We start from the raw sequence: 14,009 nt of genomic DNA, 5'->3' as shown, positions 1-14,009 counted from the left end.
CCGGTGTGAATGGGGGTGGGTGATCAGCGGGCGAAGACATCCGCGAACTTGCGGCCCTTGACGATGGGATAGCCGAAGTCCGAGGCGTTGAAGGCCGTCGCGTACGTCGTCGTCAGGCCAGAGGTCGCGCCGCGCAGCACCCACGCCGCCCCGTCGTCGTACCCGTCGGGCAGTATGTCCTCGCCGAACGCGCCGATCGCCAGGTCCGCCCTGCCGTTGCCGTTGATGTCGCGCAGCCGCAGCGAGGAGCCGAAGTGGTCGCCGGCCTCGGCGGCACCCGGCACGCCCGGCGTAGCCTGGTGGAAGGATTGGGCACCGCTCGTGGTCAGTCCGGCGGAACCGCCCTTGAGGAACACGACGTTGCCGACGCTGCGGTGGCCGTCCACCGTCTCGTACGTGGCGCCGACCGCGACGTCCGCGTAGCCGTCGCCGGTCGCGTCGCCCACCGCGGCGGCGGCGCCGAAGTTGTCGTAGTCCTCGTCGGTGCCCGGCACACCGGCGCTGGCCTGGGTGTACGTCTTGCCTGTGGCGGACAGTCCGGCCGCCTTGCCGTACCGCACGGTGAACGAACCGCCCTTGCCGACCGCCGTGTTGCCGGTGACCAGGTCGTCGTATCCGTCGCCGTTGATGTCGCCCGCCGCGACGGCCCTGTCCCAGGAGGCGGCGCCCGCGGTGCCCTCGGCCAGCAGCGAGTAGGAGGAGCCGATGTCGCCGGGGCCGCCGCGCAGCAGGCCCACGTAACCGCTGCCCGCGCGGGTTCCGTGCACGACGAAGTCGCTGCCGTCGGTGCCGGAGAAGTGGCCGGCGACGACGCCGTCCAGGCTCACGCCCTCCGGCAGGAACTCCACCTCCGGCGCGAGCGCCCCGTCCTGGGTGGGCTTCCCGTCGGCGTACCACCAGAAGGTGTTGGCACCGACCACGACCAGGTTGCCGGTGCCGTCGCCGTCGAGGTCGGCGAAGGCGGTGCCCGTCCCGAACTGGACGGCGTCGGCGTTCGGGGCGGTGAGCATGGTGCCGCCGGACGTGAACGGGTTCGCGCCGCCCCAGACGATGGTGACCGCACCCCTCGGCTTACCCGTGATCTCCTCGTAGGGCGCGCCGACGATCAGGTCGGCGTAACCGTCGCCGTCGACGTCGCCGCTGGTCACGTTCTCGCCGAACTGGTCCACGGACTCCGAGGTCCCGGGAACGCCCGGGGTGTTCTGGGTGATGTTCACCGAGCGGGCGGGGCTGACGCCGGAGGCCGAGCCGAAGAGGACGGTGACCGTACCTCCGCTCGCCTTGGGCGTGCCGATGGCGAGATCGGAAAAGCCGTCGCCGTTGAAGTCGTCCCACAGGCCGGAGGGCGCCGCGGCGGCGGCCGGGGCGCCGAGGCCGGCGGCGGCCAGGGCTGCGGTTACGGCGAAGGCCAGGGTACGTACGCGCAAGGTGTCGCTCCCGTCTCAGAACCGATGCGTCGTTCGGGGCTCTGGTGACGTACGACACGCGTGATGGACGGAAGGTTGCACACGACGGAAGACAAGGTGAACGGGACCGTCCGGGGCCTTTTACCGAGGCGCTTTCCGGCGGATCACACTTCGGGTCGTTCGGATTCGAGAGGACGGAGGTCGTAGAGGTACGAGCGGTCGTTCTTGAAGCTGCGCCAAACGGTGGCAGGGGGCTCGGGTTCGTCGGCAGAGGTCGTCAGGGGATGCGCGGTCACGAGGCCGTCGGCGATCTCGCAGTGCCAGCCGTCGGCAGGCGTCCAGACACACCACACCTGCCCGTCCGTTCTGCGGTAGGCGGGGCGCCCGTGACGCTCGCCGTCGCGTTCGAAGCGGTAGCTGAGCCCATCGATGTGGCGCACGAAGGTGAAGGACGTAAGAGCCGTCATATCTTCGGCACTGTAGGGGGCGGATCTGAACGCGGACCGGCTGCGCCTGGCTGTACGCGCCTCGCGACGCGCAGAGCCAGGCGCAGCCAGTCCCCCAGTGCTGTGCCGTCACCGCCCCCGGTTCCGTGCCGCTACCGCACCAGGCAAGGCCGCTTGTTGTCGAACGTCCAGCCCGGAACGAGGTAGCGCATCCCGGCCGCGTCGTCCCGCGCCCCCAGCGCCTTCTGCTGGTAGAGCTCGTGGGCGGCGAGGAGCCGGTCCATGTCGAGCTGGATGCCCAGGCCGGGGGCGCCGGCGATGGCGATCTCGCCGTCGACGATGCGCGGCGGTTCGACGGTGAGGCGCTCCAGGCCCTCCTGCCAGATCCAGTGCGTGTCCAGGGCGTTGTACTCGCCCGGGGCCGCGGCACCGCAGTGGGCCACCATCGCCAGGGAGATGTCGAAGTGGTTGTTCGAGTGGCATCCCCAGGTCAGGCCCATGGCGTTGCAGAGCTGGGCGACGCGTACGGAGCCCTGCATGGTCCAGAAGTGCGGGTCGGCCAGCGGGATGGAGACCGACTGCAGCGCCAGGGCGTGCGTCATCTGCCGCCAGTCGGTGGCGATCATGTTGGTCGCCGTGGGGAGTCCGGTGGCGCGGCGAAACTCCGCCAGGATCTCGCGGCCCGAGTAGCCGTCCTCGGCTCCGCACGGGTCCTCGGCGTAGGCGAGGGTGCCCAGCAGGGGCCCGCACAGCTCGATCGCCTCGCGCAGCGACCACGCGCCGTTGGGGTCGAGGGTGATCCGCGCCTCGGGGAAGCGTTCCTTGAGCTTCCGGATCGCCTTGACCTCCTCGGCGCCCTCCAGCACCCCGCCCTTCAGCTTGAAGTCGCGGAAGCCGTAGAGGTCGTACGTGGCCTCGGCCTGGCGGACGATCGCCTCGGGGGTGAGGGCCTCCTCGTGGCGGATCCGGTACCACTCGACGTCCGAGTCGGCCTCGCGCACGTACTCCAGGTCGGTGCGGTCGGGGTCGCCCACGTAGAAGAGGTAGCCGAGGACGCGTACGGAGTCGCGCTGCTGTCCGTCGCCGAGCAGGGCCGCCACCGGCACGTCGAGGTGCTGTCCCAGGAGGTCGAGCAGGGCCGACTCGACGGCCGTGACCGCGTGGACGGTGGTGCGCAGGTCGAAGGTCTGCAGGCCGCGGCCGCCGGCGTCGCGGTCGCCGAACCTCTCGCCGATCTCGCGCAGGACGCGCTTGTAGTCGCCCACCTTCGCGCCGACGACGAGCGGCTCGGCGTCGCGCAGCGTCTGCGTGATCTTCTCCCCGCCCGGCACCTCACCGAGTCCCGTACGGCCCTCCGAGTCCTTCAGGACGACCACGTTGCGGGTGAAGTACGGGCCGTGCGCACCGGAGAGGTTCAGCTCCATCGAGTCCCGGCCGGCGACCGGGTAGACGGAGAATTCGGTGACGGTCGGCTGGCTTCCGCTTGTCATCAGGGTTCCTTGCGTTCGGAAGTGGGTCGACGGTGGTATCGGCGGGGGCCGGATGAGGCGCTGGTCAGATGCTCAGAGTGTCCAGGGCCCACTCGACGGCGAGGACACCGCCCAGGCCGAGGACCGCGAGCACGGTGGTGTACGTGGTCCGCGCCTTGATCGCGTCGAGGACCGACAGGTTGAAGTACTCCTTGAACATCCAGAAGCCGGGGTCGTTGACGTGGCTGAAGGCGATGGAGCCGCAGGAGACGGCGAGGACCATGAGTTCGGGGTGGACGCCGCTGCCGGCGACGAGCGGCGCGACGACACCGGCGGCCGTGACGACGGCGACCGTCGCGGAGCCGAGGGCGATGCGGAGGATGACGGCGATGAGCCACGCGAGGATGATCGGCGAGATGTTCCAGCCGTCCGTGACGTCCTTGATGTAGTCGGCGATGCCGCCCTCGACGAGGACACCCTTGTACGCGCCACCGGCGCCGATGACCATGAGGATCATGGCCATGGACTTGGCCGACGAGACGCAGGACGCGCTCACCTCGTCCAGTCCGCGGCCGATCCGCGGGCCGAACGCCCAGATGGCCAGGCACAGCGTCAGCAGGAGGGCGACCGGCGCCGAGCCGATGAAGTTGACGGCGTGCAGGACCGGGTTGTCCTTGTCGGACACCGCCATGTCGGTCACCGCGGCGCCCGCGATCAGTACGACGGGGACGAGCGCGACGAAGAGGGACCAGGCCATGCTCGGCATCTCGTCGTCTTCGAAGACGCGCTCAGTGACCAGGCCCGTCGGGATCGAGGGGTTCATCTTGCGGACGAACGGGAGCCGCGGCCACACCAGGGCGATGAGCGCGCCGAACGGCACGGCGAAGAACAGGCCGTAGAGCAGCGTGTGGCCGACCGAGGCGTGGAAGGTGGCGGCGACGGCGGTGGGGCCGGGGTGGGGCGGCAGGAAGCTGTGCATCGTGGACAGGGCGATCGACATCGGAAGGCCCACCCACAGCAGGTTCTTGCGGGTGACCCGGACGATGGTGAACGCGACCGGCACGATGATGACGAAGGCGACCTCGTAGAACATGGTCACGCCGATGAGCATGGCGGTCACGACCATGGCGACCTGCACATAGCGCAGGCCGAAGGCGTCGATGAGTTTGTTGGCTATTCGCTGGGCGGCGCCCGAGTCGCCCATGACGCGGCCGACCATGGCGCCGAGTCCGACGACGAGCAGGGTGTCGCCGATCTGGCCGCCGACGCCCTCCCCGAGGACGTCCGCGATCTCCGCGGACGGAATCCCCTGGACCAGCGCGACCCCGACGGCCACCAGGAGGAGGGCGATGAAGCCGTTGAGTTTCAGTCTGGTCATGAGGAACAGCAGGATCAGCACGCTGATTCCGACGACGACAAGAGGCATGGGTCAGTTCCCCTTTGAACTGTGCGCAGGGTGGCGGGCCCCTGGTACGACGCGCTTCCGTCAGCGTCGTACGGGCCGGGGGCGAGTTGGGGGTGTGGCCGCCGGGCGTGGCGCCCGGCTGGGGGCCGGTGTGGGTCGGTGCTCCCGAAGCATGGGGGTGGGGTGCGGGCGCACGAGCGAGCCGAGGCCGGGTGCCGGGTGCGGCGGGCCGGTTCGGGTTGTGGGGCGGGAGCGGTGATGTTCGGGGGCCGCTCCCGCTTGTTCGGTACGGGGCTGTCGTACGGGCCGTCAGGCCTCGCGCCGGCAGTCGGGCTGCGCGCCGACGCGGGAGCCGATCGGCCCGCGTGCCGGCGCGGTGGGCTGTGACGTGCCGCGCCGACGGTGAGTCAGGCCGACGCGATCGGTCCGATGGGTCGGGCCGACGACGGGTCAGGCGCCGCTAGCGCGTGGCTCCCACCAGCGCCAGACCCGTCTCCAGCAGCTTCTCCAGCTCGGCCAGGTCCGCCGGACCGGGGTCGGTGAGCGGGGCGCGCACCGGGCCGACCGGCCTGCCGCGCAGCCGCGCCGCGGCCTTGACCAGGGAGACCGCGTAGCCCGGCACCCGGTCGCGCAGCTCGACCAGCGGCACGTAGAAACCGCGCAGCAGTTCTTCGGTCGTCGCGTGGTCGCCGTTCTGGAAGGCGGTGAAGAAGGCGTTCGCGATCTCGGGTGCGAAGGCGTGGACAGCCGACGAGTACGCGGGCACGCCGACCGTCGCGTAGGCGCGGGCCTGGATCTCGGCGGTGGCGGCCCCGTTGAAGAAGAGCAGGTGCTCGGGGGCTGCGAGGGTGAGGCGCTGCAGGCGGTCCAGGTCGCTGTGGCCGTCCTTGAGGCCGATGACGGTCGGGATCTCCGCGAGGCGGCGCAGGCTGTCGGCGGTGAAGGCCACCTGGTCGCGCTGGTAGACGATGAGGGGCAGCTCGGTACCGGCGGCGATCCGGCGCACCTGCTCGACCAGGCCGTCCTGCGGGGCCTTCAGCAGGTAGTGGGGAAGCACCAGCGCGGCGTCCGCTCCGGCCTCCTCCGCGATCCGCGCGAAGCGCAGGGCCTGCGCCCAGCCGTAGCCGATGCCGGCGACGACCGGCAGCCGCCCGTCGGCCACCTCGACCGCCGCGGCGACGACCTGGCGGTACTCGTCCTCGTCGAGCGCGGTGAACTCGCCCGTGCCGCAGGCGGGGAAGACGGCGCCTGGGGCCGTCTCCAGCTGAGCGGCCAGGTAGGCGCGGTAGGCGTCCAGGTCGAGGCTGCCGTCGTCCGCGAAGCTGGTGAGCGGGAAGGACAGCACGCCGCGCGCCATGCCGTCACGCAGCCGTCGCGCGACATCCTGGGCCGCCGTGTTCAGTGACATGAACTTGTCTCCATGTATATGGACTCGATTTACATATGGGGATGGAGGTTAGGGTTATGTACGCGACAGGTCAATGGATTCGATGGATGACCGGTCGCGTACTGCCCGGTGCGGCGCGTCAGGGCCGCGTGCCGACCTCGTGGACCGCCTGCGTCCAGGCGCGGGCCTGCTCGCTGAGGGTGATGCCGAGGCCGGGCCGGGACGACACGTGCATCCGCCCGCCGCTGATGTGGAGGCGCTCGTTGAACAGCGGCTCCAGCCAGTCGAAGTGCTCCACCCACGGCTCGTACGGATAGGCCGCGGCGAGGTGCAGGTGGATCTCCATGGCGAAGTGGGGCGCGAGCTGCACGTGCTGGTGCTCGGCGAGGGCCGCCAGCTTGAGGAACTGGGTGATGCCGCCGATGCGGGGCGCGTCGGGCTGGATGACGTCCGCCGCGTTGTGGCGCAGCAGCTCGTAGTGCTCGGCGACGCTGGCGAGCATCTCGCCCGTCGCCACGGGCGTGTCCAGCGAGGCGGCGAGGGCGGCGTGGCCCTGGGCGTCGTAGGCGTCGAGGGGTTCCTCGATCCACACCAGGCCGAACTCCTCGAAGGCGCGCCCCATGCGCTGCGCGGTCGGCCGGTCCCACTGCTGGTTGGCGTCGACCATGAGGGGCACGTCGTCGCCGAGGTGTTCGCGTACGGCGGTCAGCCGGCGGAGGTCCTCCTTGGTGTCCGGCTGGCCCACCTTGATCTTGATGCCGCCGATGCCGCCGGCCAGGGACGCGGTCGCGTTCTCCAGAAGCTGCTCGGTGGGGGTGTGCAGGAACCCGCCGGAGGTGTTGTAGCAGCGGACGGAGTCACGGTGGGCGCCCAGCAGCTTGGCGAGCGGCAGACCGGCACGCTTGGCCTTCAGGTCCCACAGGGCGATGTCGAAGGCCGCGATGGCCTGGGTGGCAAGGCCGCTGCGGCCGACCGAGGCGCCCGCCCACACCAGCTTCGTCCAGATCTTGGCGATGTCGCTGGGGTCCTCGCCGATCAGGACGGGGGCGATCTCCTTGGCGTGCGCGAACTGGCCCGGACCGCCCGCGCGCTTGGAGTAGCTGAAGCCGATGCCCTCGTGCCCCTGCTCGGTACCGACCTCGACGAAGAGGAAGGCGACCTCGGTCATCGGCTTCTGGCGGCCCGTGAGGACCTTGGCGTCGCTGATGGGAGTGGACAGCGGAAGGGTGACCGAGGACAGCTTGAGCCAGGAGATTCTGTCCAGCGTCGCCTCGCCCTGGTTCGCGACGTGCGGCGTCATGTTCGTTGTACTCACCACTGGACAGCTCCGGTGCCTTGGACGGTTGGGGAGCGACGGGCTCCGTCCCGGGGTCCGCCGCGATGCCGGCCGGGCGTCCCGCTCAGCCGTTGCCCTTGAAGCTAAAACGCCGGAAGATTCACGTCTAACTCAAATTTTGCATGCGTTGATACCCGGAGAGCATCGTTGTTCACACTCACGCAACTCACGAGTTTCGTGGCCGTCGCGGAAGAGCTGCACTTCACGCGGGCCGCAGAGCGGCTCCGGATGACGCAGCCCCCGCTCAGCCGGCAGATCCGGCAGCTGGAGAACGACCTCGGGGTACAGCTCCTCAACCGCACGAACAAGTCGGTCCAGCTGACGCCCGCGGGGCGCGCCTTCCTGGTCGAGGCACGCGGCATCCTGCGCCGGTCCGAGCACGCCGCCCTCGCCGTCCGGCAGGTATCGACGGGACAGGCGGGCAGCATCACCATCGGTTTCACCGCCGCCAGCGCCTACTCCACGCTCGGCACGCTGCTGCGCACGGCACGCGAGGCCATGCCCCGGGCGGAGATCGTCCTGCGCGAGATGGTCACCCGCGACCAATTGGCGGCACTCGCCAACAACAGCCTGGACCTGGGCCTGATCCGGCCCTCGGTGACGGGCCCGGACCTGCTGTCCAAGCCTGCTGTACGGGAACAGCTGCTCGCCGCCCTGCCGACGGGGCACGCGCTGACGGAACGCACGGGAGCGCTCAAGGTCACGGACTTCGAGGGCCAGGAGCTGCTGATGTACTCGCCCACGGAAGCCCGCTACTTCCACGAACTGCTCATCAGCATCTTCCGGACCGCCCGCGTCACCCCCGTCTACTCCCAGTATCTGAGCCAGGTCCACAGCATCCTGGCCCTCGTCAACTGCGGCCTCGGCGCGGCCCTGGTCCCGGAGGCCGCCGCCCAGCTGCGGTACGCCGATATCATCTTCAAACCGGTCGAACTGCCCATACCCGAGCCCGTGGAACTCGACCTGGTGTGGCGCAGGAACAACGACAACCCGGCACTGCACGCACTGCTCCGGCACCTGTGAGGACATCCGTGAGGACGGACCCCGAGGTGCCGGAGCAGGCTTGACCGGTCACTTCAGGCGTACGGAGACCTCGTTGGCGGAGTACGTGGGAACGGCCTCGTACGTACGCCCCTCGGCCCGGACGGTGATGGTGCCGAACCGCCCGCGCAGGCCGCCGCGAGCGCGCAGGACCCGGATGCCGGTGCCCTCGGCAGGGTCGTCGACCCGGAGCTCGAGAGCACTGCCCCGCCCGAGGACGGCCGGGCCGGAGACGGCCAGGGCAGGCTCACCGCAGTCGCCGACCACCGCCACGTCGAGCGTCGCGCCGGAGGACTGGCCGTAGCCGCCGCGCACCCGAACGCCGTCGCCGGCCGTCAGCCGGAGGGAGCCGCCGCGGACCTGGACGTCACCGGTGCCGAGGGCGTCCTGCGATGCGGCCACGAGGGTGCCGGCCTGCACTGACGTACCGCCGGTGTAGCGGTTGGTGCCCGTCAGGGTCAGGGTGCCGGTGCCGAGCTTGGTGAGGGAGCCGGGCCCTTCGATGTCGTTGCGCCAGGCGTCGGCCGCGTGGAAGCCGCCCGCGGAGGCGTCCATGTCGACGCGCACGTCGCCGTCGAAGGCGCCGTAACCGTCGGCCGCGGCGAAGAGGTCGATCCGCCCCCACTGCTCGGGCCCGTCCAGCAGGGCGTATCCGGAGGGCAGTGCGGTGGTGCGCAGCACCTCCCGGCGCTGCTCGGCGGTGAGGTAGGGCAGCCGGGTCTCGATGAGTACCTCGGCGCCCTTGGGCACGGTCATCGGGACGCGGGCGTTGCCGCGCCTGGGCAGGATGTACGTCAGACGCGGAGTGACCGCGCGCTCGTTGGCGGCCCGGTCCGCGTACGGGTCGGTGTCGGTGCCCGCCGAGTGCGCGTAGGCGTACAGGGTGTCGGCCGAGGTGCCGGTCCGCGCCTGCAGGTACGAGGCGGCCTGCTGCCGTGCCGCGGCCTTGAGCTGGGCGTTGGCCGGGTCGTACAGCGTCGCGGCGGCGAGTGCGGTGGCCAGGATGCGGCCGCCGATGACGTCGGCGGCGGAGTGCATGCCGGCGAGGATCCGGGTGTGGCTGGCCCACGAGGCGTGGGCCACCAGCTCCTGGAACCGCTCGGGTATCGCGTATGCGAGCGCCAGACCGGCGAGGTAGAAGGCGTTGGTGTGCCCGCTGGGGTACCCGCCGTCCTCGGCGGGGGAGGTGCTGCGCTGGCGCAGCAGCTGTGGGGCGACGACCACGTCGGACTTGTAGACGGGGAACCCGAGGGCGTCCGTGGTGCCGGTGTCGACGACCTCGTTGTCCTCCGTCATCCGCCAGGGCCGCGGGTACTGGTACGCGAACTTGCTCGGGTTGCCGGAGGCGTACGGGCCGCGCACGGTCTGGACGAGCTGGACCACCTTGCCGAGCTCCGAGTCGACGGCCCCCGCCCCGATGGCGGAACCGGCGGGCGCACCGGCCGGCACGGCATCGCTGATCTTCCCGGCCGGGGTGCCGTCGGGCGCGCTGGTGATGCCGGTGACCGCCTTGGCGCCGGTCCGGTACACCTCGGTGAGCGGGCCGAGTCCGGCGGTTGCCGCGTAACTCTGGTCCTGCCGGTCGTAGATGAAGGACTGCCGGGCTTCGTCGTCGGTGCGGCGTGTGGTGAGTGCGATCGAGTAGCGCATGTTGGCGCGCAGCACGTCGACGGCGAGCGGGGTGCCGTTGTTCCAGGCCGTCCCCGTCTGCCACAGGCGCTGCATTCCGGAGAGGATGCGGACCGCAGCGTTGGTCTCGGGGGTGAGGTGGTCGACGGTGTTGGTCAGATAGTCGTCGACGAAGGCACGCACGGCTGCCGCCGAGTCCGCCGACGCCTCGGCGGCGTATGCCTGCTGGCCAGGCAGCCAGCTGATCGCCGCGGGGGCGGCGATCAGCCCTGCCGAGACACCCGCGGACCGCTTGAGGAAGCTCCGCCGGTCCATGCGGGCCATGGGGGTACGTGCCGTCATGCTCTCTGCTCTCCGCTCCACAAGCGTCCACAAGCGCTTTCCGCCAACTGACTGGTGCGGTGGAGTGTATGGGGCGAACGAGGCTGGTGAGACCGCGTTGTCCGAACATGAAGAGCTTGAGGAATGAACTCCGGATGACGGCCCTGGAACGGTGTGAGCGATCAGCCGGCCTGCGTGTCCAGAACGGGGATCAGCCGGCCTGCGTGTCCAGAACGGGGATCAGCTGCTCCTCCTCGTACGTCAGATGGGCCTCGAGTTCGTCGGTGAGCCGCTCCACCTCGCGGAGCACCAGCTGAGGGTCGGCGGTTTCGCCGGTGGAGACGATCTGCCGCAGCTCGGCGAGGAGCGCCGCGATCTTCTGGTGCTCCGCCGCGAGCCGGTCCATCGTCGGGGCGAGTTCGGGATGACGCTCGGCGAGGAACGGGAACATCATGGTGTCCTCGCCGGTGTGGTGGTTGTGCAGCCCTTGGCAAAGCGTCAGGCAGTTCATCCGGAGCTGGGCGCCCAGTCCTCCGGGACCCGACTCGGTGATCTCCTTTCTGACCAGGGCGAGTTCGCGCCGGAAAGCGTCGTGGACCAGCTTGAGAGCCGCGGCCGCCGAGGACGCGTTCGGGTTCGGTGGACCGGGCACCGCCTGCAAGGCCACCACGGGGATGACGCGGGTGGTCTTGGCCTGGTAGTCGGCCCACCCGGGATCCGCCTCGACCGCGCGGGCGAAGACCCGGTCGCGTTCGGCGCCCTCCAGGACGACCGCGTCCGCCTCGTACGTGAAGACGCCGCCCTCGACCGTGACGCGCGGGTTCGCCACGACGTTGTGGAACCAGTCCGGGTGCTTCGGCGCCCCGGCGGCAGAGGCGATGACCAGAACCCGTTCGCCGCCGTCGGGAAGGTAGCCGAGCGGGGTCGTGTGCCGGGCGCCGGACCGCGCCCCGGTGGTGGTCAGGAGGAGCAGCCGGGCGCCCTCGAAGTATCCGCCGACGCGGCCCTGGTTGGCGCGGAACTCGTCGATGATCTGCTGATTGAAATCGTTCGGCATTCTCTGCTTTCTTCTCCGGATCGGGATGGTGGGGGCCGGCTTCGCCGGCAGTTCGCGGGCATGCGCGAGTACCCGCATGGCAGGCAGCACGAATACCCGCACGGCAGGCAGGGGGAATTCACCACGGGCACGGAGCGACCGCGACGGTGGCGCGTGAAAACAGGTGTGCGGAATAAAGGGAAGCCGAGTCGACGAGAAATGCTCGCTGTGACTCCGTGAGTCACAAGTCTCATGGACTCAGTCGCAGCCACCCTGAAGCAGCAGGTCAGCGACCTGTACGGCGCCTTCGAAGGTCATATGGACGAGACTCAAATGACATGAGGCACTCACGACATCCGCACGACGAGCGAGATGGGGCAGGCGGGGCTCTCGCCCGCCTCGCAATCACGGCGAGGCCGGGTGCCCTACTCGTTCCTGGCCCATGGCCGACCCGGCAGTCACGGGCTCAACGTATTCCACCCAACCTGCCCTGGCAATGGATATTTTCCGGCCAATGCGACGAGAAACCGCGGCACGCGTACAGCATCCCGCACAGCATGGGGAGATCCAGCGGACATTTCATAACCATTCGTCGATCGGTGGATCGATCAGGCAAGCAGCGACGTACGTTCGGGGCATGTCTGATCCACTTGAGTCCGCCGGGTCCGCTGAGTCTGCCGGGTCCGCCGAGTCCACTGAGTCCGCTCCCCGTCCCGGCCGCCCCTCCAGGCGAGGGGTGTTACGAGCGGCGACCGTCGTCGGCGGAGCCCTCGGAATCACTGTCGGAGCGTCGCTGGCCGGGGCTCATCCGGCAACGGCAGCACCGGCGACCCCTGCAACTCCTGCAACTCCTGCAACTCCTGCAACTCCTCCCGAACTGCCCGCCGGACTCTCGGCGTACCGCACCCGCTACATCAACTGGGCCGGAGAGATCACCCACGACGGCTTGTGGGCCTGCGCGCCCCGAACCGGCCAGGACATGGCCGACCTCGCCAACTGGGCGCACACCAACGGCTGGCGGCTGCGCGCACGGGGCAAGGCACACGGCTGGTCCCCGCTCACCATCACCGGGCCCACCGAGTCCGACGCGCGCGTGCTGCTCCTGGACACCACCGAACATCTGACCCACATGGAACTCACCACCCCGCCCGCCGGCGCCCCCGGCGCGGTCCGAGCACAGACCGGGGTGACGCTCGAAACGCTGATGGCGTTCCTCGCGGACCACGGCCTCGGTGTCACCAACACCCCGGCGCCCGGCGAGCTGACCCTCGGCGGCACACTCGCCATCGATGCCCACGGCACCAGCGTGCCCGCCGTCGGTGAGGCGGCGCGTCCCGGTCACACCTACGGCTCCCTCAGCAACCTGGTCCTCTCCGTCACCGCCGTCGTCTGGGACAGCGCCCGTGCCGAGTACGTCGTGCGGACCTTCCACCGGGGCGCCGACGAGGAATGCGAGGCGCTGGCCGCCCACATCGGCCGCGGCCTCCTCGTGGAGGCGGTGCTCCAGGCCGGCGAGGAGGTCCCGCTGCGCTGCCGGAGCCGGATCGATCTCACCGCTGACGAACTGTTCGCCGCTCCCGGCAGCGCCCTGGCGGCCCGAGGCAACACGTTCGCCGACTTCCTGGACCGCTCGGGACGCGTGGAGGCGATCTGGTTCGCCTACACCGACAAGCCGTGGCTGAAGGTGTGGAGCCTCAGCCCCGAGCGCCCGTTCTCCGCCCGGGAGGTGCACCACCCGTACAACTACCCGTTCAGCGACTCGCTGCCGACGCCCGTCGCCCGCCTGGCCGGGCGCATGCTGGGAGAGGGCGCCTGGTATCTCGCGCCCGAGTTCGGCGCCGCGCAGTACGCGGTCGCGGCGACCGGTCTGACCACCACCTTCGCCACCGATCTGTGGGGCGCCTCGCACAACCTGCAGTTCTATCTGCGCCCCACCACGCTCCGCGAGACCGCCAATGGGTACGCCATCCTGACCCGGCGTGCCGACGTGCAGCGCGTCGTCTCGGAGTTCGCCGGTTACTACCGCGATCAGCTCGAGAAGTGGGCTGCGGCAGGCAGGTTCCCGGTCAACGGACAGGTCGAGATCCGCGTGAGCGGACTCGACCGGCCCGAGGAGTCCGCCGCCCGGGGTGCCCGCCCGCCGCTGCTCTCCGCCGTACGGCCGTCCCCCGACCACCCGGAGTTCGACTGCGCGGTGTGGGTCGACGTGCTGACCCAGCCGACCACGCCGGACGCCCACGAGTTCTACCGCGACCTGGAGCGCTTCCTGCTGCGCACGTTCGACGGCGGCTACGCCCTCACCCGCGTCGAGTGGTCCAAGGGCTGGGCCTACACCGACACGGCGGCCTGGGCCGACAAGGAGGTCATCGGAACCGTGGTTCCGGCCTCGTACGGCAATGGCCGGTGGTCGGAGGCGATCGGCATCCTGGACCGCCTCGACCCGCACGGGGTGTTCGGCAACGCCTTCACGGACCAGTTGGTCCGGGTGTGACCCGGGCCCCCGTAGCAGTCGGCAACCGCCGGATACGCGCCC

General features: G+C 70.3%; 10 protein-coding genes. 2 read left to right on the top strand and 8 right to left on the bottom strand.

The annotated features are described in order from the left end of the window. Positions 1-23 precede the first annotated feature (23 nt). The 6 genes from ACWD4J_RS34470 to ACWD4J_RS34445 all read right to left on the bottom strand — a co-directional run bounded on the left by ACWD4J_RS34470 (position 24) and on the right by ACWD4J_RS34445 (position 7,431). Complete coding sequence (locus ACWD4J_RS34470) at positions 24-1,427, bottom strand: FG-GAP-like repeat-containing protein (RefSeq protein ID WP_451399431.1); 1,404 nt, start codon at positions 1,425-1,427, stop codon at positions 24-26. A gap of 143 nt (positions 1,428-1,570) precedes the next feature. Beyond that, a complete protein-coding gene (locus ACWD4J_RS34465; RefSeq protein WP_451399430.1) occupies positions 1,571-1,873 on the bottom strand; it encodes a hypothetical protein in 303 nt (100 codons plus the stop codon). Between the two features lie 131 nt (positions 1,874-2,004). Continuing rightward, positions 2,005-3,342, bottom strand: a complete 1,338-nt coding sequence (locus ACWD4J_RS34460) for an enolase C-terminal domain-like protein (RefSeq protein ID WP_451399429.1) — start codon at positions 3,340-3,342, stop codon at positions 2,005-2,007. Positions 3,343-3,406: 64 nt separating this feature from the next. Beyond that, positions 3,407-4,747 (bottom strand): gluconate:H+ symporter, encoded by a 1,341-nt coding sequence (locus ACWD4J_RS34455; protein WP_451399428.1) that lies wholly within the window; start codon positions 4,745-4,747, stop codon positions 3,407-3,409. Positions 4,748-5,186: 439 nt separating this feature from the next. Next, on the bottom strand, positions 5,187-6,134 hold the full coding sequence (locus ACWD4J_RS34450) for a 5-dehydro-4-deoxyglucarate dehydratase (protein WP_451399427.1): 948 nt from the start codon (positions 6,132-6,134) through the stop codon (positions 5,187-5,189). 118 nt (positions 6,135-6,252) lie between these two features. Next, positions 6,253-7,431 (bottom strand): L-talarate/galactarate dehydratase, encoded by a 1,179-nt coding sequence (locus tag ACWD4J_RS34445; RefSeq protein WP_451399426.1) that lies wholly within the window; start codon positions 7,429-7,431, stop codon positions 6,253-6,255. Between the two features lie 165 nt (positions 7,432-7,596). Between ACWD4J_RS34445 and ACWD4J_RS34440 the strand changes: the two genes are divergently transcribed. Next, a complete protein-coding gene (locus ACWD4J_RS34440; protein WP_451399425.1) occupies positions 7,597-8,472 on the top strand; it encodes a LysR substrate-binding domain-containing protein in 876 nt (291 codons plus the stop codon). Between the two features lie 48 nt (positions 8,473-8,520). On the opposite strand, the gene ACWD4J_RS34435 is transcribed toward ACWD4J_RS34440, so the two are convergent. Further along, positions 8,521-10,461 carry a phosphatase PAP2 family protein gene (locus tag ACWD4J_RS34435; RefSeq protein ID WP_451399424.1) on the bottom strand — a complete coding sequence of 647 codons (1,941 nt, stop codon included), beginning with the start codon at positions 10,459-10,461 and terminating at the stop codon, positions 8,521-8,523. Between the two features lie 190 nt (positions 10,462-10,651). Continuing rightward, complete coding sequence (locus ACWD4J_RS34430; protein WP_451399423.1) at positions 10,652-11,497, bottom strand: nitroreductase/quinone reductase family protein; 846 nt, start codon at positions 11,495-11,497, stop codon at positions 10,652-10,654. A 754-nt stretch (positions 11,498-12,251) separates the two neighbouring features. Here ACWD4J_RS34430 and ACWD4J_RS34425 point away from each other — a divergent pair. Beyond that, positions 12,252-13,967: a cholesterol oxidase substrate-binding domain-containing protein gene (locus ACWD4J_RS34425; protein ID WP_451399451.1), complete on the top strand. Its 1,716-nt coding sequence runs from the start codon at positions 12,252-12,254 to the stop codon at positions 13,965-13,967. The last annotated feature ends 42 nt before the right edge of the window (positions 13,968-14,009 follow it).

The organism is Streptomyces sp. NPDC002577, assembly GCF_053594815.1.
The sequence above is the reverse complement of the archived record's forward strand: the minus strand, read 5'-3'. Positions and strand labels throughout refer to the sequence as shown.